Genomic DNA, 21,667 nt, shown 5'->3' with positions numbered 1-21,667 from the left:
TCCATGCTTCTGACGTCACTTGAGTCCGCCGCGGACACCGCCGCGGCGATCACCATCGGTGAGCAGAGCATGTCGCGGGACGAACTGGTGTCGGCGGCAGCTGCACTCGCCGCCGCGCTGCCGAGTGAGCGCCCGGTGGCCGTACACGCGCAGCCCACGCGAGACACCGTCATCGCCGTCACCGCATGCCTTCTGGCCGGAGTCCCGGTGGTGCCCGTCCCGCCCGACTCCGGCAGCGCCGAGCTGCGCCATGTCCTCACCGATGCCGATGTCGCGTGCTGGGCCGGGCCGGCACATCCCGGCTCCGGCCTGCCGGTCGTGCCGACGCGTGGGCACCCCGCAGGCGGGGCGATTCGTCCGCCGGCCGACGACGCCATCGCGATGATCCTCTACACGTCCGGAACCACTGGCGCGCCAAAGGGAGTCAACCTCAGCCACCGTGCCCTTGCGGCAGGTATCGACGCTGTCGCCGAGGCGTGGCAGTGGACCGTCGACGACACCGTCGTGCACGGCCTCCCCCTGTTTCACCTGCACGGGCTGGTGCTCGGCATCATCGGCTCCCTGCGGGTCGGCTCGCGCGTCGTGCACACCGTCAAACCGCGCCCGGAGCGCTACGCCGCCGCGGCGGGCACCATGTACTTCGGCGTGCCCACGGTGTGGTCACGTATCGCATCCGACGCGGATTCGGCGCGGGCGCTGCACCGGGCGCGCCTGCTGGTGTCGGGTAGTGCGCCGTTGCCGACACCCGTCTTTGAGCGCATCACCGAACTCACTGGCAGCTCACCCATCGAGCGCTACGGCATGAGCGAAACCATGATCACGCTGTCCACCCGCTCGGACGGCGAACGACGGCCCGGCTCGGTCGGCCAACCGGTGGCCGGCGTCGAAGCCCGGCTGTGCACCGAGGACGGGCAGGCCGTACCCCACGACGGCGAGAGCATCGGACGGTTGCAGGTGCGCGGCCCGATGCTGTTCACCGACTATCTAAACCGGCCGGAGGCGACCGCCGCCGCATGGACGCCCGACGGTTGGTTCGTCACCGGTGACGTCGCGACCCGCGACGTGAACGGATTCCATCGGATCGTCGGCCGCGAATCGGTCGACCTGATCAAGTCGGGCGGGTACCGCATCGGTGCCGGCGAGGTGGAGACCGCGCTGCTGACCCATCCGGCAGTGCGCGAGGTGGCTGTCGTCGGGCAACCCGATGTCGATCTCGGCCAGCGTGTGGTGGCCTATGTGGTCACCGACTCGGCGCACCGGACCGCGCTTGCCGACCGGCTGATCGAATTCGTTGCCGGCAGCCTGTCGAACCACAAACGGCCCCGCGAGATCATCTTTCTCGATGAGCTGCCGCGCAACGCGATGGGCAAGGTACAGAAGAAGCTGCTGAGCAGCTGAGCCCGCGACACCGCCTATCGAGGCGCGCCAGCATCTGAATTTCAGAAAAACTACATCGATTACTTGTGTTTTACAGATCGATGGCCCCTGGTTCATTGTGGTCCTCATCACCACCGCGGGCTGACGGATTCACCCGGCCCACATCACGGAGGAACACATGGCGGACATTCCTGGCCAGACTGCCCCGATGCTGGAGCAGCACACGATCGGCTTCGTCCCGGCGTCCGACCGGCACGGCAAAGTACGCGACCTGTTCACACTCTGGTTCGGCACCAACATCGCACCTCTGCCCATCGTCACCGGCGCGCTCGGCCCGAGCCTGTTCGGCCTCGATTTGTGGTGGAGCCTGATCGCGTTCGCCGTCGGCCATGTCATCGGCGGTGCGCTCATGGCGTTGCATTCGGCACAGGGCCCGCAGATGGGCATACCCCAGATGATTCAGAGCCGCGGCCAGTTCGGGACGCTGGGCGCCCTGATCATCGTCGTGATCGCCGCGGTCATGTACCTCGGCTTTTTCGCCTCGAACATCGTCCTGGCCGGCCAGTCCATCCACGGCATCACCGGAGCCGTACCGGTGAACGTCGGCATCATCCTCGGGGCGGTCGGCTCGGCGGTGATCTGCATAATCGGCTACCGGTTGATCCACTTCCTGAACCGAATCGGAACCTGGGTTCTCGGATTGGCCATCGCGGCAGGGTTTTTCGCGATCCTGACCTCCGACCTGCCAGCCGACTTCCTGAGCCGTGGCGGGTTCAACTTCGCGGGCTGGCTGGCCACCGTGTCCCTGGGCGCACTCTGGCAGATCGCCTTCGCGCCGTACGTGTCGGACTACTCGCGCTACCTGCCGAAGGATGTCGGTGTCGCATCGACGTTCTGGACCACCTATCTCGGCTGCGTGCTCGGATCGTTCCTGGCCTTCGCCTTCGGCGCCGTCGTCGCGTTGGCCGCCCCGGTCGGCATGGACACCATGGACGGCGTCAAGGCAACCACCGGCGCCCTCGGCACCACGATGCTCGTACTCTTCGTGCTCAGTGTGATCAGCCACAACGCGCTGAATCTCTATGGCGCAGTGCTGTCCATCATCACCAGTGTGCAAACCTTCCGGGCGCGTTGGATTCCCACGGCACGAGCCAGGGTGATCCTGTCCGTGGTGATCCTGGTCGGCGCGTCGATCGTCGCCATCGCGCTGTCCGCCGACTTCGTCTCGCACTTCGTCAATCTGGTTGTGGCATTGCTCGTGGTACTTGTGCCGTGGACCGCCATCAACCTCATCGACTTCTACATCGTGCACAAAGGCGTCTACGACCTCGAGTCGATATTCCGGTTCGACGGCGGCATCTACGGCCGGTACAACAAGGCCGCGATCATCGCCTACGTGGTCGGCATCGCGGTTCAGATACCGTTCATGGCAACGTCTTTGTACACCGGGCCCGTGGCCGACCACCTGGGCGGAGCCGATCTGTCCTGGCTGGCCGGTCTGATCGTCACCGGCCCGATCTATCTGCTGCTGGTGCGCCGCGGCACCGATCCCACCGTGGCCGGCGTGGACCCGACGTCCACAGCGCGGGCAAAACCGGTTGTCTCACCGCACAACCCGAGGAATGACGGGCGTCGACCCCACTTGACCTCGCACTCGAAGGTGAAGCCGCCGCTCGGCTCGTTCATGTCGCCATAGATCGATTTTGGCGATGAACTACATCGGATATATGAGCTGTACAGATGCAGCGGCAAATTGAATCATGGAATGACGAACGACACTTGCTGACAGTGGAGGATGAGATGTCGAGCCAAGAGACCGAAGTGCTCGTGGTTGGCGCGGGACAGGCCGGTATCGCGATGAGCGAGCATCTCGGGCTGCACGGTGTGCCCCACCTCGTCGTCGAGCGGGATCGGATCGCCGAGCGCTGGCGCTCCTGGCGGTGGGATTCCTTGGTGGCCAACGGGCCCGCATGGCATGACCGGTTCCCGGGCCAGGAGTTCAACATCGATCCCGACGCCTTCGCCGGCAAGGAGCAGGTCGCCGACTACCTCGTCTCGTACGCCGAGAAGATCGACGCGCCGATCCGCACCGGCGTCGAGGTGAGATCGGTACGGAAGAACAACGGCCGCGCGGGATTCCACGTAGAAACGTCCGACGGTCCCATCGAGGCACGCTACGTCGTGGCCGCGACCGGCGCGTTCCAGAAGCCGGTCATCCCGCCGGTCGTCCCCGACAGCGCGGGCATCCACCAGATCCACTCGAGTGCTTACCACAACCCGCAGCAGCTGCCGGACGGCTCCGTCCTGGTGGTCGGGGCCGGGTCGTCGGGCGTGCAGATCGCCGACGAATTGCAGCAGGCGGGCCGCCAGGTCTACCTCGCGGTCGGACCGCACGACCGCCCGCCCCGCAGCTACCGCGGGCGCGACTTCTGCTGGTGGCTCGGTGTTCTGGGCAAGTGGGACATGGCGACTCCACCGCGCGGCGCCGAGCACGTCACCATCGCCGTGAGCGGCGCGCATGGCGGGCACACGGTCGACTTCCGCTCCCTGGCCGCCAGCGGCATCACGTTGCTCGGCATGGCAGGTCCGTTCGCCGACGGCGTCATGCGTATTGCGCCCGACCTACGTAAGAACATCGAAAGCGGCGACGCGAACTACCTTTCCATGCTCGACGAGGCCGATGCCTACGTCGCCCGCAACGGCCTCGACCTGCCCGAGGAGCCACAGGCCCGCATACTGGGCCCGGACCCGGACTGCGTGACCCACCCGATCCTCGAACTCGACGTCGCCGCGGCGGGTATCACATCGATCATCTGGGCTGTCGGCTTCGCATTCGACTACGGCTGGCTGCAGGTCGACGCGTTCGACGAGTGCGGCAGACCCAAACACCAACGCGGGGTCTCCTCGGAACCGGGCGTGTATTTCCTCGGCCTGCCCTGGCAGTCGCGACGCGGTTCGAGCTTCATCTGGGGCGTGTGGCACGACGCCAAGTACCTCGCCGACCAGATCGCGATCCAGCGAAGCTATCTCGCCTACAAAGCCACCGACCAGAAGTAGGAGCGCAGGCAATGCCCGATATCGCAGCACCCACCCACACGCGTATCCGACCCTTCAACACCAAGGACACCTACCCCGAGCAGAACCTCGACAACGACCTGTGCCAGGCCGTCGTCGCGGGCGGTGTCGTCTATCTGCGCGGCCAGATCGGGCAGGATCTCGAAACCCGCGAGTCGGTGGGCATCGGCGACGTCGCCGCACAGACCGAGAAAGCCATGAGCAACATCGCCATGCTGCTCGACGAGGCCGGCAGCTCGCTGCGCGACATCGTCAAGGTCACCGTGTATCTCACCGACATCCGCTACCGCGAAACCGTGTACCGGATCATGGGCCGCTGGCTCAAGGGCGTCTATCCGGTGTCCACCGGCCTGGTCGTGGAGGCGCTCGCCCGCCCGGAATGGCTCGTGGAAATCGACGCGACCGCAGTCATCAGCGAGGCAGCCAAATGACGTTCTCCCTTGTCGCCCGGGACCCTGCCACCGGCGCCTTCGGCATCGTGATCTGCTCATCGAGCCCCGCGGTCGCATCGCGCTGTGCCCACTGCCGGGCGGGCATCGGGGTGGTCGCATCGCAGAACGTCACCAACCCCGCCCTCGGCCCGCTCGTGCTGGACTCGCTGGCCGCCGGGTCCGATGCCGAGGCCGCGCTCAAAGCCGCACTGGCCCAAGAACGATACCCCGACTACCGGCAGCTGACCGTCGTCGACGCCAACGGCAACACCGCCGTGCACTCGGGCTCGAACAGCCTAGGCATCCACACCCACATCGAGGGCGACCAAGCCGTTGGCGCCGGCAATCTCCTGGCCGACGAGAACGTGATCGCCGAACTCCTTGGCGGCTACGCGAAGAGCGCTGCCGCGGTATTCGAGGAGCGGTTGCTCGACGGCCTGCTGGCCGCGCTGGCCGCGGGCGGTGAAGCAGGTCCCGTGCACTCGGCGGGAATGCTTGTGGTGGAGGATGTTCCGTGGCCCGTGACGGATCTGCGGGTCGACTACTCCGACGACCCGATCGGCGATCTGGCCGCACTGTGGCGGCTATGGCAGCCGCAGAAGAACGACTACCGCGTCCGTGGCATCGATCCGACGCAGGCCCCGTCATACGGAGTTCCAGGTGACCAGTAGCGATGCCGCCATCGCAGCGGGGGTCGCGAGGGCCCATCCGGGGCTCATCGGGCTGTCCCGTGACCTCTACGACCACCCCGAGATCGCCTGGGAAGAGGTGCGTTCCGCGCGACGGGTGGCCGGGGCGCTGTCGGACGGCGGATTCGACGTCACCGAACGTTATTGTGACCTCGAAACCGCGTTCGCCGCGCGCATCGGCAGCGGTGACCTGCACGTCGCGCTGTGCGCCGAGTACGATGCGCTGCCCGGCCTCGGTCATGCCTGCGGCCACAACCTGATCTCTGCCATCACGGTCGGCGCCGCGCTTGCCCTGGCACCCGTCGTCGACGATCTGGGCCTGACGCTGAGCGTGATCGGGACGCCTGCCGAAGAGGGCGGCGGAGGCAAGATCGAACTGCTCGAACGCGACGGGTTCAGCGGGCAGCACGCGGCAGCAATGGTGCATCCTGGACCCGTCGACGTCGCGCGGGCCCGGCCGTTTGCCGTGTCGCACAGCCACATCGAGTATCACGGCAAGTCGGCCCATGCCGCCGCCTACCCCGAACGCGGCGTCAACGCGGCCGACGCGTTCACCATCGCCCAGGTGGCGATCGGGCTGCTGCGCCAGCAACTCCCGTCGTCGGTGCGGGTTCACGGGATGGTCACGCGCGGTGGTGAGGCTCCGAATGCGATCGCCGAACGCACCGAGGGCCGCTGGTATGTGCGCGCCGAGACGCTGGCCCAACTGGCCGAGATCGAACCGAGAGTGATGCGCTGCTTCGAAGCGGGCGCGCTGGCTTCCGGGGCGCAGCTCACCGTGACACCGGAGTCCAAGCCATACGCGGAATTCCGCACCGATGACGAGCTTCTCGCGTGCTATGAGCGGCGTGCCACGGCCGTGGGCCGGCACTTCGCGACCGGACCCGACACCATGATGGCGCGGGCCTCCACCGACATGGGCAACGTCTCCCAGACGCTGCCCGCGATCCATCCCTACATCGGTATCGACTCGCTGCCCGCGGTCAACCACCAACCCGAATTCGCCGCTGCCACTGTCACTCCTGCGGCCGAGACCGCCATCGCCCATGGCGCGCTCGCGCTGGCGGGCACAGTGGCTGACGGCGCATCCCTTATCCACATCCGGCAGCGACTGCTGAGCAGACAATGACGTCCGTACGCCCGACGCGCACCGAGCACGATCTACTCGGTGACCTTGAGGTTCCCGCCGACGCCTACTACGGCGTCCACACGGCGCGGGCGCTGGAGAACTTTCCCATCAGCGGCGTGCCCATATCCCGGCACCCCGACCTGGTGATCGCGCTGGCCGCGGTGAAACAGGCTGCCGCCGAGGCTAATCGGCAACTCGGCCAGCTCGACGACACAACCGCCGACGCGATCATTCGGGCCTGCGTCGAGATCCGCGGCGGTGCGCTGCACGACCAGTTCGTGGTCGACCAGATCCAGGGCGGGGCAGGCACGTCGACCAACATGAACGCCAACGAGGTGATCGCCAACCGGGCGTGTGAGCTCCTGGGCCACGACCGCGGCGCCTACCGCATCGTGCATCCCCTCGAACACGTCAACCTCGGGCAGAGCACCAACGACGTCTACCCGACCGCCGTGAAGATTGCGCTGGGAACCGCGACCCGCACGCTCGAGCAGGCGTTGCGAGGCCTCGCCGATCACTGCAGCACCAAATCTCTCGAGTTCGCCGACATGCTCAAGCTCGGCCGCACTCAGCTGCAGGATGCGGTGCCGATGACCCTCGGCCAGGAGTTCGGTGCGTTCGCGGTGACCATCATCGAAGATGCCGATCGGCTCCGCGAGGCGTCAGCCCTCATCGCCGAGATAAACCTCGGCGGCACGGCAATCGGCACGGGGCTCAACACACATCCGCGCTACGCGGCACTGGTGTGCGAACGGCTGCGTGCCCTCACGGGCCTGCCGCTCACCACCGCGGGCAACCTCGTCGAGGCCACGTCCGATGTGGGTGCGTTCGTGCAGTTGTCCGGCGTGGCCAAACGCAGCGCGGTGAAGCTGTCGAAGATCTGCAACGACCTCCGACTGCTGTCCTCGGGACCACGCGCCGGCTTCGGTGAGATCAATCTGCCGCCCGTGCAGGCCGGCTCGAGCATCATGCCCGGGAAGGTGAACCCCGTGATTCCCGAGGTCGTCAATCAGGTCGCGTTCGAGGTGATCGGCAACGACCTCACCGTCACCATGGCCGCCGAGTCGGGGCAATTGCAGCTCAACGCATTCGAACCGATCATCGCCCGCGCGCTCCTGTCGTCGCTCACCCACCAGACGGCGGCCGTGACCGTCCTCGGCGACCGCTGCATCGCGGGCATCACGGCGAACGCCGACCGCATGCGGCAAGCCGTGCTGCAGTCGGCAAGTATCGCCACCGCGCTGAACCCGGTGCTCGGCTACGAGGCCGCGACCGCCTTGGTCGCCGAAGCCATCGCGACCGGTGCGTCGATTCCGGAGCTCGTACGACGTTCGGCCCTCGTCGACGATGCGGTGCTCGACCGGGTATTCAGCCCCGAGAACCTGTGCCGACCCAACGATCCCCTGCGGCGGTGAGCTTTTCAGCGGCGGTCGGCGAAAATCGCGCGGGCCGCCTCGGCGACCGCTCGCGCCCGGGCAGTACTGCGCACCGACTGCAACCGGGCCAACACAACAGGTAAGCCAGGAAGGTCGTCACGGATGGGGACGACGCTCACCTCGCCGCCGTCGTAGGTGCCCCGGTGCGCAGGTATCTGGTTGAGGATCGAGAACCCGTGGCCGCGCGCGACCAGCCCGCGCACCGCCTCGTAACTGGCCGACCGGTACCGGATCCGGGGCGTCACACCGGCTTTCGCGAGCATCGACTCGAAATAGTCGCGGCTGTCGGGCAGATCCAGCAACACCATGGGTTCGTCGGCAAGCTCGGTCAGCCGGATGGATTTCCGGCTCGCCAGCCGATGCTCGGGCGGCAATGCCACGTATGGCGCCGCGACGCCGAGCGGTTCGGCGTCGACACCACTTCCGAGCCCCAGGTCGTACGTGAGTGCGAGTTCAGCGGTTCCGTTGCGCAGCACCGTGCGGACCGCGTCGGCGGAGGTCTCGATGACGTCGACCTCGAGGTCGGGGTGACGGGCCCCGAGGTCAGACAGCAGCCGTGGCAACACGAACGGGGTCAATGTGATGAAGCACGCCAGCCGCACGGTTCCGTGCACCTGATCGACGCTGCCGCTGGCGCTGTCGAGCACCTCATCGAGATGGGCCAGCAGCGCCCGGGTGTCGCGCAACATCTCCTCGCCGGCCGCAGTCAGCGCCAGACCGCGCGCCCGGTGCCGGATGAACAGCTGCGTACCGATCTGCTGCTCGAGCTGGCTGATGGCGGCCGAGACCGCCGACTGTGCGATGTGGAGCTCGTCGGCGGCCTTGGTCATGGACAGGTAGGTGGCAGCTTTTACGAAGTACCGCAGCTGAGTGAGCGTGACGTCGGGACGTCTGCGCATGGTGGTACCCCTTACTGACTCCCCTTCTGGGTCGCGGCCTATCAGCATTACAGCTGTGCGGCTTCCTTACCAGCGACTGAGCCGTCCAGCGGCGCGCCGACCGGTCGCTCGGCCCGCACCGGCCGCGCCCGGAGGTATCCCACCGCGCCGAGAATGCCCAGCACGGCCAAGGTGCCCAGGGTGAACACCTCGAACGTCAGCTGGCTGACACCCCATGTCTCGACGAAGTCGTAGTCGAGGCCGAACAGCCGATCCAGCGTGCCGGGGAACACCGCCACCCAGGACCCCAGGGCCACCCACGCGAAGCACAACGCGCCGAGGGCACGGAAGCCCGCGTGGCCGGTCGGCACCCGGAACGGCCGGGGCACGTCGGGGAAGCGCGTGCGCAAGCGAACCGCCGCCGGGATCGTGATGACGTAGCTCAGCAGGAACGTGGAGATCGAGATGCTGAGTACCACACCGAAAATCGCCGCGGACGATCCGGTGACCTGCATGGCGACCAGGCAGAACACGGTCGCCACCACACCCGACAGCAGGTTGACGCGCACCGGGGTGCCCAGCTGCGGGTGGAACCGGCCGAAGAAACCGCCGAAGAACGCGCCGTCGGCCGCGGCCATGGCCTGCATGCGGTCACTGATGATCATCCAGGCCGAACCCTGCGTCATGAGCACGATCGCGAAGACCACCCCGGTGATGGTGAGCATCGCCGGCGCTGCGGAACCGTACACGCTGAACACCGTCGACACAGCTTCCATGAGGCCGCCGATGCCGGTGATCTGATCGGCCGGCAGCACGATGAGGATCGCGAAGATCGGCAGGAGGTAGGCCGCCGCCGCGATGCCCGCGGAGCGGGCGATCGCGAACGGCACGTCGCGCGCCGGGTTCTTCATCTCGCCTGCGGCGCTGTTGCCGGACTCGAATCCGAGGTAGGAGAACAGCAGCAGCGGCGTCACTCCGAGTAGCCCACCGATCGTGGGGGCGAAATCGCTGGCGGACAGCCCCGCGGCCCCATTGCGGACGGCGTAGATCACCGTGGTCACGAGGAAGACGACCAGGAAGAGAATCTTCAGGATCGCGCCGATGTTGGGGATCCACTTCCCGTGCCGGAGGCTGATGATCGCGGCCAGCACGGTGAGCCAGATGAACACGAGTTTGAATCCGTAGTCGGCGAACGAGCCGTGCTCGAAGTGCATGACGTAGGTGCTCCACGCCTCCGAGGCGATGAAGGCCATCGACCCGCCGACCCACACCGGTTGCGTGACCCAGGTCAGCAGAGACGCGATCGCCGCGACGGGCCTGCCGAAAGCCTTGCGGCACCAGACATATACGCCGCCCTCACCGGTGAAGGCCGCGCCCGTCTCGGCGAAGATCAGCCCGTAGGGCACCAGGAAGAACACCGCGAGCACCAACGCCCAGGTGAAGGTCTCGGCGCCGAACCCGGATACCTGCCCGAGCGCTTCGATCGAGACGACGGCCGCGACGATGAGGAACACGATGTCGAGGCGACCCAGGGTTTTCTTGAGGTGTTTGACCTCGCGATCAGCCTGCGCAGTCTGTGTTTCCACTTGTGGTTCCACGGTGGACCCTCTGTTCTGGAGCGTGAATGTGATGGCCCCCACAGTGAGCCCACACCCCCACAGCTGTAAAACATTGTTTTCTGTGAATTCGCATCAGAATTTCCGATGAGGCGTACGTCCACCGGGCGGCCATATAGCTCCCCAGCGCACTGTGACGAACGTGCAGGGTTCTGTGCCGTCCCGGCGCAGATGCCGCGAAACGTTGCACGCTCGCCACAGCGTCTGCGCAGGGACACGCAGAGGGTGGGCCCAACAACGCGGGCCGGGACGCCTGTTCCCCGGTCCAGGTCCGGGTCCGGGTCCGGCGATCAGGAAACCCGTCCACACCGTGTTCCGTTCCGGACAAAATGCATCACCAAAACAGATGCAAAACCGCTGAAACCACTAGTTGACCGGGGTTTTGGAGCGCACCACGATAGCTGGTAGCCCAGGCGTGAGCCACGTCACGAACTTTAGGAATGACTCGATGCGAGACCCCCGGTACGACATCCTTTTCGAACCCGTACAGATCGGCCCGGTCACCGCGCGCAACCGCTTCTACCAGGTGCCCCACTGCAACGGCATGGGTTACCGCGACCCGTCGGGTGAGGCCTACATGCGCCGGATCAAGGCCGAGGGCGGCTGGGCCGTGGTGTGCACCGAGCAGGTCGAGATCCACCCCACCTCCGACATCGGCCCGTTCATCGAACTGCGGTTGTGGGACGACCAGGATCTGCCCGCCGTCGCCCGCATCGCGGACAAGATCCACGAGGGCGGCGCCTTGGCCGGAATCGAACTGGCCCACAACGGCTTGAACTCGCCGAACCTGATCAGTCGCGAAGCCCCGCTGGGACCGCAGAACCTGCCGGTCGTGTCGTGGAACTACGACCCGGTGCAAGCGCGGGAGATGACGAAGTCCGACATCGCCGACATGCGGTTCTGGCATCGCGAGGCCGTGCGCCGGTCACTGCAGGCCGAGTACGACATCATCTACGTCTACGCCGGCCACGCCATCGGCGGTCTGCACCACTTCCTGTCGCGGCGCTACAACAACCGCACCGACGAATACGGCGGCAGCATCGAGAACCGGGCCCGCCTGCTGCGCGAGATCCTCGAGGACACCCGCGAGATGTGCGACGGCAAGGCCGCGGTGGCGTGCCGCATCTCGGTCGACGAGCTGCTCGGCGACGAGGGCATCACGCGGGCCGAAATCGAAGACGTGATCGGCATGCTCGGCGAGCATCCGGATCTGTGGGACTTCGTCTTGGGCAGCTGGGAAGACGATTCGGTCACGTCACGCTTCGGCCCCGAGGCCGAGCAGGAACCCTACGTACGCGGACTCAAGGCGCTGACCACCAAACCCGTTGTGGGCGTCGGCCGTTTCACCTCACCGGACATGATGGTGCACCAGGTCAAGACCGGTGTGCTCGATCTCATCGGCGCGGCCCGGCCGTCCATCGCGGATCCGTTCCTGCCCAGCAAGATCGAGAGCGGCAACCTCGAGGACATCCGCGAATGCATCGGGTGCAACATCTGCGTGTCCGGTGACTTCACCATGTCGCCGATCCGCTGCACTCAAAACCCCACCATGGGTGAGGAATTCCGCCGCGGCTGGCACCCCGAGAAGATCCGCCCCAAGGCCAGCGATTCCTCGGTACTGGTGGTCGGAGCCGGCCCGGCCGGGCTGGAGGCTGCCCGCTCACTGGGCAACCGCGGCTACACCGTGAGCCTCGCCGAGGCCACCCGTACCCTGGGCGGCCGCGTCGCGCGCGAGTCGAAGCTGCCGAGCCTGTCGGCGTGGATCCGCGTCGTGGACTACCGCGAGCAACAGTTGGCCAAGCTCGGCAACGTCGAGGTCTTCATGCAGAGCGAGATGACCGCCGACGACATCATCGAAAACGACTTCAACCACGTCGTGATCGCCACCGGCGCCGGTTGGCGCACCGACGGTGTCGGCCGCTGGCACACCAAGCCGCTCGAAATCGCCGACGGCGCAGACATTCTGAGCCCTGACGACATCATGGCCGGCAGCCGCCCGCGCGGTCAGCGCGTCGTGGTGTTCGACGACGACCACTACTACATGGGCGGCGTGATCGCCGAGTTGCTCGCCAAGGAGGGCCTCGACGTCACCCTGATCACCCCCGCCGCGCACGTGTCGCAGTGGACCACCAACACGCTCGAGGTCGCTCGGATCCGCAAGCGCGTGATCCGGGCCGGCATCGATGTGCGCACCAACACCGCGGTCACGGCCGTCACGGCCGACGGCGTGCGGACCGCGTGTGTCTACACCGGTGACGAGGGCGCGGTGAGCCCCGATTCGGTGGTCATGGTGACCGCGCGCCTGCCCCATGACGGCCTCTATCAGGAGCTGTTGAGCCGCGAGGGCGAATGGGCGGACGCCGGCTTGCTGAGCGTGCGGGCCATCGGCGACGTGTGGGCCCCGGCCACCATCGCCGCAGCCGTGTGGTCGGGCCACCGCTACGCCGAGGAGCTCGACGAACCACAGTCCACGGGCCCCGTGCCGTATCTACGCGAAACCGCAGAGCTCGCACCTGAAAATCGGGGCACCCGTGCCTATTTACCCATCACGCCGGCCCAGCCGGCCACCGTCTGAGGAGAATCCATGCCTGAACTGATCCCCGCCGGCCCCGACGCCGTCGCGGCCATGACCCCCAGCAGCTATGTCACCGCCGAAACCCTGCGCGAGGGTGACCCGGCGGAGACCGAGGCCGTGCACCTCGCGAGTTCCGACGAGAAGTTCACGGTCGGTTCATGGCGCGCCGAGCCCTACGCCGAGTTCATCGAGAGCTACCCGGGCGACGAGTACACCCGGGTGCTGGAAGGATCGATCACCCTGACCGGTGACGACGGCGTCGCCCACACGTTCGGCCCCGGCGACTCGTTCACCCTGACCAAGGGCTGGCGCGGCGAATACCGCGTCACCGAGCCGCTGGTCAAGCAGTTCGCGATCTACGTCCCCTGAGAGGCAGGCACATGACGACGCTCGACGACTGGACCCGGCGTGCCGGTGAGATCACGCCGCGCACCGAGGTTTTCATCGACGGAAAGTATCGGGCCGCGCTGTCCGGCGCGACGTTCGACTCGGTGAACCCCGCCACCGGTGAACTGATCGCCCCGGTCGCCTCGGGCGACTCCGCGGACGTCGACGCGGCCGTGGCCTCGGCGCGCGCGGCCTTCGAATCGGGCGCCTGGTCGCGCACCTCGGCATCACACCGCAAACGTGTACTTCGGCAGTTGTCCGAGTTGATCCTGGCGAACGGCGAGGAACTCGCGCTGCTGGACTCGATCGACATGGGCAAGTTGGTCGCCGAAGCCCACACCGTCGATGTGCCATCGGCCGCTGAGCTTTTCGCGTTCTATGGTGAGGCCCTCGACAAGCAGTCGGGTGAGATCGCGCCCACCGAACCCGGAAATCTGGCACTGGTGACCCGCGAACCGCTCGGTGTCGTCGGAGCCGTCACGCCGTGGAACTTCCCGCTCGACCTCGCGGTGTGGAAGGTGGCACCCGCCCTGGCGGCCGGGAACTCCGTCGTTCTGAAACCCGCTGAACAGGCGCCGCTTTCCTCTATCCGGCTGGCTGAGTTGGCAGTGGAAGCCGGCTTGCCCGAGGGCGTGCTCAACGTCGTTCCAGGGCTCGGCCCGACAGCCGGTGAGGCTCTGGGCCGCCACCCGGATGTCGACGTCATCGCATTCACCGGGTCGACCGAGACCGGCAAGCGCTTCCTGCGTTACGCGGCGGACTCCAATGCCAAGCAGGTGTGGCTTGAGTGCGGCGGCAAGAGCCCCAACCTGGTGTTCGCCGATGCCGATCTGGACGCCGCGGTGGACAAGGCGATCTTCGGGGCGTTCTACAACCAGGGTGCGGTGTGCTCGTCGAATTCCCGGCTGCTGCTGCACGACTCGATCGCCGACGAGTTCCTGGCCGAGCTCGTGAAACGCACGGCCGAGGTACGGCCCGGCAATCCGCTGGATCCCGCGTCCACGTTGGGCGCGCTCGTCGACGAGCACCACACCCGGCGGGTGATCGGGTTCATCGACCGCGCCCGCGCCGACGGCGAGATCCTCACCGGCGGGGCCCGCGAGACCGTTGACGGCCGTGGCTGTTTCGTGTCCCCCACGATCGTCGCGAACCTGCCTGCGACCGCCGAGCTGGTCACCGAGGAGGTCTTCGGGCCGGTGCTGGCCGTGCAGACATTTGCCGACGAGACGGAGGCGATCGCGATGGCCAATGACACCGTCTACGGTCTGGCCGCGTCGGTGTGGACCCGTGACCTCTCGCGCGCCCACCGGGTGTCCGCCGCGCTGCGGGCAGGTACCGTCTCGGTCAACACCGTCGACGCGCTGAGCGCACAGACACCCTTCGGCGGATTCAAGCAATCGGGATTCGGCCGCGATCTGTCGCTGCACGCACTCGACAAGTACACCGGCCTCAAGACGACCTGGATAGCACTGTGAACTGTTAGCCGCCAATCGAATTCGAAACACGGCGACAATGGTCCGGTAACGTTTTCGTCATCTCGAAAAGTGATGAATAACGTCGGAAATATGCATTTTGCGTTCACGGCATCAGTGCGAATACTGAATTGGTCGGAGTCGCGATCACCGGCATGATGCCGCACTGCCCGCACGAGAAAGCCACTCATCACATGAACGAGCAAACGCCGGTGCCGCCATCCGTGGAACGCAGGACCATCGAGCATGTTCCGCTCGACGAGCGGCATGGCCGCGCCCGTGACCTGTTCACCGTCTGGTTCGGCTCGAACATCATGCTGCTCACCATCATCACCGGTGCGCTGGCGACGACGGTGTTCGGTTTGCCGCTGTGGGCCGGCGCCTCGGCGATCGTGCTGGGCAACGTCATCGGCGGTGCGGTCATGGCGTTGCACGCCGCACAGGGGCCCCAGCTGGGTGTACCCCAGATGCTGCAGACCAGAGCCCAGTTCGGCTCGTACGGAAGCCTTCTCGTGGTCATCCTCGTGGTGTTCATGTACCTGGGCTTTTTCGCGTCCAATGCGGTTCTCGGCGGCCAGGCCCTGTCGAAGGTGACCGGGCTGCCGACCAACTGGTCCATCACCGTCATCGGGTTGATCAGCGTGGTCGCCACCATCGTCGGGTACCGGCTCATCCACCGCGTGACCGCGGTCCTGTCGGTCGTCGCGGGCGGAGCACTGGTCATCGCATTCGTCTGGATGATCTGGGTCAACGGGGTACCCGCCGACACCTGGCACACCGACGGATTCAGCTGGGCCGGGTTCATGGCCACCTTGTCGGTCGCCGCACTGTGGCAGATCGCCTATGCGCCTTATGTTTCCGACTACACCCGGTATATGCCCAAGGACACCGGCCAGCGCGCCGCGTTCTGGGGCACGTACGCCGGATGTGTACTGGGCTCCGTCCTGCCGATGTTGCTCGGGGTATTGGTGGGCGCCGCATTGCCGACCGATGACACACTCGTCGGGCTCTCCACGCTGACCCACGGAGTCAGCACGGGCGTGTTCGCGATCTTCGCGACCGGTATCGCGGCCACCAACGCCATGAACCTCTACTGCGGTTCGCTGTCGACGATCACGGTGGGCCAGAACCTGTTCCCACGCTGGCAGCCCGCCGCGATGAGCCGCGCGGTGACCGCGGTGGTCCTGTTCGTCATCGCGATCATCCCGGCACTGGTGAGCGCCGACGACTTCCTGGCCAACTACGCGAACTTCCTGGCGTTGCTGCTGTGTGTGCTGATCCCTTGGACCGCAGTCAATCTCGTCGACTACTACCTGCTGCGCCACGGCGAGTACGACATCGAAGCCTTGTTCGAACGGGATGGCGGCCGCTACGGTACGTTCAACTGGGTCGCCATTGCCTGCTACTTCATCGGCATCGCGGTGCAGATCCCGTTCCTGTCCACCACGTTGTTCACCGGTTTCGCGGCGGCGGCCCTCGGCGGGGTGGACATCTCATGGATCGTCGGGCTCGCGGTCATCTGCCCGTTGTATTACGCGCTCATGCGCTCGAAGGTGTCGGCACCGGTGGCGCAGCCCGCGGTGGTGCGGGCATGAGCGAATATCTGATCGTCGGCGGCGGAACCGCCGGATGCATTGTCGCGGCCCGGCTCTCGGAAGATCCCGACATCACGGTCACGGTGCTGGAAGCAGGCCCCTCCGACCGGGACGAGCCCCGTGCCCGCGACATCCGCCGCTGGGCGGAGATGCTTGAGAGCGAATACGACCTCGACTACCGCAGTGTGCCGCAGGACCGGGGCAACTCCGGTATCCGGCAAGCCAGGATGCGCATACTCGGCGGCTGCTCGACGGCCAACACGATGATCACCTGGCGGCCACTCAAGGCCGATCTGGACGAATGGGCAGCCCTGGGTGTCACCGGGTGGGATGCCGCGACAGTGCACGGCGCCTTCGACCGGCTCCGCGTTCCGGTGGGACCGGTCGCCGACAAGGACCGCAACGCGTATGTCAGCGATGTCGTCGATTCCGCCCGGCGGGCGTTGGACCTTCCCGCCCGCCGGGCCTGGAACTCCGATCCCGAGTTCGCCACCACCGGAATCGGCGCCGGCTTCTTCGAAATCGGCTACACCCCGGACAACCACTTGCGGTCCTCCACCTCGGTGCACTATCTGCATGACGCGATCGCCGACCGCGACAACCTCGTCGTCGAACACGGCAGGCACGCCGAGCGGCTCGTGATCGAGGACGGCAGGGTCGTCGGGGTGATCACCCGCGACGACCACGGCGACCGCCGCGAATTCCGCGCCGAGCGCGAGGTCATCGTGTGCTGCGGTGCCATCGATACCCCAAAGCTGCTGCAGCTCTCGGGAATCGGCCCGGGTGACGTGCTCGAAGCCGCAGGCGTGCGAACCGTGGTGGCATCCCCCGGCGTCGGTGAGAACCTGATGGACCACGCCGAGGGCCTGATCGTCTGGGAGGCCGGCGCCGACGTCCCCGGCAGCTGCGCGACCGGTTGGGATGCCGGTGCCGCGGTGCGGTTGTCGGACGACGGCCCCGCCCGGCCCGACGTGCTGATGCACTTCCCGGTCGAAGCCGTGGCCGATCACGCCGTGACGTACGGGGTGACGATGCCTGAGCGCATCGTGTCGATAGCACCGAACGTGGCGAAGCCGAGCAGCCGCGGACGCGTGTGGATCACCTCGGTCGATCCCGCCGACCGGCCGTCGATCGACTACCGCTACTTCACCGACCCCGACGGCCACGACGAGGCGGTCCTGATCGCCGGTATCCGGCTCGCCCGGCGCATCGCCGCGACCGAGCCGATGGCGGGCTGGCTGGTCCGCGAGGTCTTCCCCGGCCCGGACGCCCAGTCCGACGAAGACCTCTCCGAGGCGCTGCGGGCCACGCATCAAACCGTGTACCACGTCTCCGGCACCTGTCGGATGGGCGCCGACGGCGATCCGATGGCGGTATGTGACTCACAGTTGCGCGTCCGCGGGGTCGACGGTCTGCGGGTCGTCGACGCCTCGGTGTTCCCCACCATCCCTTCGGTCAACCCGGTCGGAACGATCATGGCGGTCGCCGAACATGCCAGTGCACTGGTGCTCGCCGACCGGCAGACCGTAACCGTCGGCCGAGCCTGAAGGACTTCACGATGACGGATCGCACTCCACCCGTCGGCGGGCACGCCGACCGCATCTTCACGAACGCGGCGGTGTTCGTAGCCCCAGGCGACTCCCCTGCCGACACCGTCGCCGTGCAGGGCGACGTCATCGTGGGTGTCGGCAACGGCGTGGACCGAAGCATGATCGGCAAGCACACCGAGGTCAGTGATCTCGGCGGAGCGAGTCTGCTGCCCGGGTTCGTCGACGCGCACGCACATCCGGTCGCCGCGGGGATGGCCGCGCTCCGATGCGATCTCTCCGGCCTGGCCCATAGCCGCGAGGCGTATCTCACCGCCGTCGCCGACTACGCCGCCGGCCACCCCGACGAGGCGGTCATCACCGGTGCCGGCTGGTACGGCGACGCGTTTCCGCACGGCTTCCCCACGCGCCACGACATCGATTCCGTCGTCGCCGATCGGCCCGTCATCTTGACCAGTCACGACTACCACGGCGCCTGGGTCAACACCCGCGCCTTGGAGTTGGCCGGCATCGATGCGGCCACTGCCGATCCTGCCGGCGGACGGATCGTCCGCGACGACGAGGGCGAACCGACCGGGGTGCTGTTGGATCGCGGCGGCGACGCCGTCAACGCCCTACTTCCGGAGGTGACACCGGAATTCATGCGCCGCGCACTGCTCGAGGCGCAACGCCGCATGCATTCCGTGGGTGTCACCGGCTGGCAGGACGCCGCGGTTGGCGCGGACTTCTTCGGGCTCAAGGACAACTTTCCGACCTACGTCGACGCCGACGAGGCGGGCGAGCTGACCGCTCGGGTGGTCGGCGCATTGTGGTGGGAGGCGGCGCAGGGGACCGAGCAGCTCGGCCACCTGTGTGCCCGCCGCGAGCGCGCCGGTCATTCGCGTTTCACCGCAGGCATGGTCAAGGTCATGCAGGACGGCATCTGCGAGAACTGCACGGCCGCGATGCTCGCGCCCTATCGCGCCGTGTCCGGTCACGACATCCCGAGTGGGCAGTCGTTCATCGATCCGCACGACCTGCGCAAGGTCACCGCCCTGCTGGCGGCCGAGAGGTTCGGCATCCACATGCACGCAGTCGGCGACCGTGCGGTGCGCGAATGTCTCGACGCACTCGAACATGCGATATCTCAGCACCCGGAGTTCGACGGCAGGCATCAGATCGCCCACCTCGATGTGGTCGACCCCGAAGACATCCCCCGATTCGGACGACTCGGAGTGATCGCCAACATTCAGGCACTGTGGGCGCGACGGGACAAAGAGATCGTCGAACGCAAGCTCCCGCTGCTCGGACCGGAACGCGAACCGTGGCATTTCCCGTTCGCGTCGATCCAGCGGCACGGAGCGATCCTGGCGATGGGCAGCGACTGGCCGGTCACCGATCCGAACCCGTTGTGGGCGATCCACACGGCCGTGCACCGCACCGGCACGCCCGCCGATCCACATGCGATCGGCGACGGCGTCTTCGACACACCACTGCAACCGCAGGAAGGCATCACGCTGCCGTCGGCGATACACGCCTACACCGCGGGTTCGGCCCACGCCAATGGCCAGGACCGGACCGGCCGCATCGCCCAGGGCATGCTGGCCGACCTGGTGGTGCTCGACCAGAACATTCTCACCGCGGGCGACATCGGGGCGGTCCGGCCCGTCGAGACCATCGTCGGCGGCCAGACCGTCTACCGCGCGGCGTGAGATCAGGCGCCCGCCTCAGCCGACCAGCACCGCGTACCGCGGCTTGATGACCTCGTCGATGATCGCGAGCCGTTCGTCGAACGGGATGAACGCTGATTTCATCGCGTTGATGGTGAATCGCTCCAGGTCGCTCCACCCGTACCCGAACTCCTCCACGAGGCTCGCCATCTCCTGACTCATGGTGGTGTCGCTCATCAACCGGTTGTCGGTGTTGACGGTGACGCGGAACCGCAGCCGGGCCAGCCGGTCGAACGGGTGCTCGGCGATACTCGGCGCCGCACCGGTCTGCACGTTGCTGCTCGGGCACATCTCCAGCGGAATGCGCTTGTCGCGCAGGATGGATGCCAGGCGGCCGAGTTTCTGCGAGCCGTCGTCGAGTTCGGTGATGTCGTCGACGATCCGCACCCCGTGCCCCAGCCGGTCGGCGCCGCAGAACGCGATGGCCTCGTGGATGGACGGCAGACCGAACGCCTCACCGGCGTGAATGGTGAAGCGCGCGTTGTTGCTTCGCATGTACTCGAACGCATCGAGGTGACGGGTGGGAGGGTAGCCGGCCTCGGCTCCGGCGATGTCGAAGCCCACCACGCCTTTGTCGCGGAATCGGATTGCCAGCTCCGCGATCTCGCGTGACCGCGCGGCATGCCGCATCGCCGTCACCAGGCACCGCACCTTGATCGAACGCCCTTCCGCGGCGGCCGCCTTCTCCCCGTCGGCGAATCCCGCGAGTACCGAATCAACGACATCGTCGAGCGACAGGCCCCGGTCGATGTGCAGTTCGGGCGCGAACCGGATCTCGGCGTACACGACATTGTCGGCGGCCAGATCCTCGACGCATTCGTGAGCGACCCGGTGCAACGCCTCGGGAGTCTGCATGACGCCGACGGTGTGGGCGAACGGCTCCAGGTAACGCACGAGCGACCCGCTGTGCGCTGCCGTGCGGAAGAACGTCGCCAGCTCGTCGACATCGGTGGCGGGCAGGTCGTCGTAGCCGAACTTCCCGGCCAGATCGAGCACGGTGGCCGGCCGCAGGCCGCCGTCGAGGTGGTCATGCAGGAGGGCCTTGGGGGCGTGGCGGATCTTGTCGAGGGTCAGCGGCGTACTCATGTCACCATCATCCGCGACGTCACCCATCGCGGGCGGTGGATCCCCGAACAGTTATGCCGCCGTTCAACCGGCTCGTCGCCGAAAACGGTTGCCGACCCTGACGGGTGGGAGTAGTTTTTGCGACAAGGTTGAGCCCGAGCCTGCCGCGATAAATCACTGGCATGCTGTGGCACCTTCGCGTTGCCCCAGCGGCACCGAATCATCGACTCGGGGGTCGTCGATGTCATGATCACACAATCAAGATCACCGATCGTCGGATCGGCCCAGCAGGCTGTCGCCCGTTTCACCACGCACCAAGGCCGTACCGGGAGACTGCTGAGTGTTGCCGGCAAACTCGCCGCCGACAATGCCGACCAGCTCCTCGATCACGTCCACCGTGCGATGTGTTGCGAATGGCTCGTGTTGGACTTGACCGCAGTCGAATTCATTGACGTCGCAAGCATGAACGCGCTGCACACCGTCAACGCCCGCTGCGCACATTTCGATGTGAGGTGGTCACTGGTCGCCGGCCGCGCGGTGTCGCGACTGCTGAGAAGCTGCGATCGCGACGGTGTGCTGCCGGTAAGCGAATCTCTCACAGCGGCTTTGGCGTCGGTGCAAAAGTTACCTGACTGGCGAGCAACCACACACCACGTGGCAGGGAGTCGATGACGACGCCGGCCACT

At 66.7% G+C, this 21,667-nt stretch carries 18 protein-coding genes; 14 read left to right on the top strand and 4 right to left on the bottom strand.

The window, feature by feature from the left end; genetic code table 11:
* Positions 1 to 3: 3 nt before the first annotated feature.
* The 7 genes from AWC31_RS26075 to AWC31_RS26045 all read left to right on the top strand — a co-directional run bounded on the left by AWC31_RS26075 (position 4) and on the right by AWC31_RS26045 (position 8,116).
* Positions 4 to 1,398 carry an acyl-CoA synthetase gene (locus AWC31_RS26075; protein ID WP_085146867.1) on the top strand — a complete coding sequence of 465 codons (1,395 nt, stop codon included), beginning with the start codon at positions 4 to 6 and terminating at the stop codon, positions 1,396 to 1,398.
* Positions 1,399 to 1,555: 157 nt separating this feature from the next.
* Positions 1,556 to 3,073 (top strand): purine-cytosine permease family protein, encoded by a 1,518-nt coding sequence (locus tag AWC31_RS26070; protein WP_234816996.1) that lies wholly within the window; start codon positions 1,556 to 1,558, stop codon positions 3,071 to 3,073.
* 104 nt (positions 3,074 to 3,177) lie between these two features.
* Entirely contained in the window at positions 3,178 to 4,434 is a 1,257-nt protein-coding gene (locus AWC31_RS26065) for a flavin-containing monooxygenase (RefSeq protein ID WP_085147331.1), read from the top strand.
* Between the two features lie 11 nt (positions 4,435 to 4,445).
* Positions 4,446 to 4,883 (top strand): RidA family protein, encoded by a 438-nt coding sequence (locus tag AWC31_RS26060; RefSeq protein ID WP_067843067.1) that lies wholly within the window; start codon positions 4,446 to 4,448, stop codon positions 4,881 to 4,883.
* Entirely contained in the window at positions 4,880 to 5,554 is a 675-nt protein-coding gene (locus AWC31_RS26055; RefSeq protein WP_085146865.1) for a DUF1028 domain-containing protein, read from the top strand. Before AWC31_RS26060 ends, AWC31_RS26055 begins: the two co-directional genes overlap by 4 nt.
* The gene (locus tag AWC31_RS26050; protein ID WP_085146863.1) at positions 5,544 to 6,701 is read left to right on the top strand and encodes a M20 family metallopeptidase; all 1,158 of its coding nucleotides are present in this window, start codon (positions 5,544 to 5,546) and stop codon (positions 6,699 to 6,701) included. The genes AWC31_RS26055 and AWC31_RS26050 overlap by 11 nt, the downstream gene beginning before the upstream one ends.
* Positions 6,698 to 8,116 (top strand): aspartate ammonia-lyase, encoded by a 1,419-nt coding sequence (locus tag AWC31_RS26045; protein WP_085146861.1) that lies wholly within the window; start codon positions 6,698 to 6,700, stop codon positions 8,114 to 8,116. The genes AWC31_RS26050 and AWC31_RS26045 overlap by 4 nt, the downstream gene beginning before the upstream one ends.
* A 5-nt stretch (positions 8,117 to 8,121) precedes the next feature.
* On the opposite strand, the gene AWC31_RS26040 is transcribed toward AWC31_RS26045, so the two are convergent.
* Together AWC31_RS26040 and AWC31_RS26035 are read right to left on the bottom strand one after the other, a co-directional pair.
* Positions 8,122 to 9,036, bottom strand: coding sequence for a LysR family transcriptional regulator (locus AWC31_RS26040; RefSeq protein WP_067843055.1), 915 nt, complete (start codon positions 9,034 to 9,036; stop codon positions 8,122 to 8,124).
* A 47-nt stretch (positions 9,037 to 9,083) separates the two neighbouring features.
* On the bottom strand, positions 9,084 to 10,601 hold the full coding sequence (locus AWC31_RS26035; RefSeq protein WP_110775259.1) for an APC family permease: 1,518 nt from the start codon (positions 10,599 to 10,601) through the stop codon (positions 9,084 to 9,086).
* A gap of 478 nt (positions 10,602 to 11,079) precedes the next feature.
* Here AWC31_RS26035 and AWC31_RS26030 point away from each other — a divergent pair, with 478 nt between their 5' ends.
* From AWC31_RS26030 to AWC31_RS26005, 6 genes are all read left to right on the top strand, one after another.
* Positions 11,080 to 13,206, top strand: a complete 2,127-nt coding sequence (locus tag AWC31_RS26030; protein ID WP_085146859.1) for an oxidoreductase — start codon at positions 11,080 to 11,082, stop codon at positions 13,204 to 13,206.
* Between the two features lie 9 nt (positions 13,207 to 13,215).
* A complete protein-coding gene (locus AWC31_RS26025) occupies positions 13,216 to 13,575 on the top strand; it encodes a cupin domain-containing protein (protein WP_067843049.1) in 360 nt (119 codons plus the stop codon).
* An 11-nt stretch (positions 13,576 to 13,586) separates the two neighbouring features.
* Complete coding sequence (locus AWC31_RS26020) at positions 13,587 to 15,068, top strand: aldehyde dehydrogenase (RefSeq protein WP_085146857.1); 1,482 nt, start codon at positions 13,587 to 13,589, stop codon at positions 15,066 to 15,068.
* A gap of 191 nt (positions 15,069 to 15,259) precedes the next feature.
* Positions 15,260 to 16,660 (top strand): purine-cytosine permease family protein, encoded by a 1,401-nt coding sequence (locus tag AWC31_RS26015; RefSeq protein WP_085147327.1) that lies wholly within the window; start codon positions 15,260 to 15,262, stop codon positions 16,658 to 16,660.
* Positions 16,657 to 18,207, top strand: coding sequence for a GMC family oxidoreductase (locus AWC31_RS26010; protein WP_085146856.1), 1,551 nt, complete (start codon positions 16,657 to 16,659; stop codon positions 18,205 to 18,207). The genes AWC31_RS26015 and AWC31_RS26010 overlap by 4 nt, the downstream gene beginning before the upstream one ends.
* Before the next feature lie 11 nt (positions 18,208 to 18,218).
* Entirely contained in the window at positions 18,219 to 19,898 is a 1,680-nt protein-coding gene (locus AWC31_RS26005; protein ID WP_085146855.1) for an amidohydrolase, read from the top strand.
* 15 nt (positions 19,899 to 19,913) lie between these two features.
* On the opposite strand, the gene AWC31_RS26000 is transcribed toward AWC31_RS26005, so the two are convergent.
* Together AWC31_RS26000 and AWC31_RS38165 are read right to left on the bottom strand one after the other, a co-directional pair.
* Complete coding sequence (locus AWC31_RS26000) at positions 19,914 to 21,002, bottom strand: adenosine deaminase (protein WP_067843708.1); 1,089 nt, start codon at positions 21,000 to 21,002, stop codon at positions 19,914 to 19,916.
* A 243-nt stretch (positions 21,003 to 21,245) separates the two neighbouring features.
* On the bottom strand, positions 21,246 to 21,377 hold the full coding sequence (locus AWC31_RS38165) for a hypothetical protein (protein ID WP_264051888.1): 132 nt from the start codon (positions 21,375 to 21,377) through the stop codon (positions 21,246 to 21,248).
* On the opposite strand from AWC31_RS38165, the gene AWC31_RS38325 reads away from it, so the two are divergent.
* On the top strand, positions 21,315 to 21,653 hold the full coding sequence (locus AWC31_RS38325; protein WP_085147325.1) for an STAS domain-containing protein: 339 nt from the start codon (positions 21,315 to 21,317) through the stop codon (positions 21,651 to 21,653). The genes AWC31_RS38165 and AWC31_RS38325 overlap by 63 nt on opposite strands.
* Positions 21,654 to 21,667: the final 14 nt, after the last annotated feature.

This window comes from Mycolicibacterium wolinskyi (assembly GCF_002101965.1).
GTDB classification, from domain to species: Bacteria; Actinomycetota; Actinomycetes; order Mycobacteriales; family Mycobacteriaceae; genus Mycobacterium; species Mycobacterium wolinskyi.
Note: the sequence above shows the minus strand (reverse complement) of the source record. Positions and strands in the feature narration are given on the sequence as shown.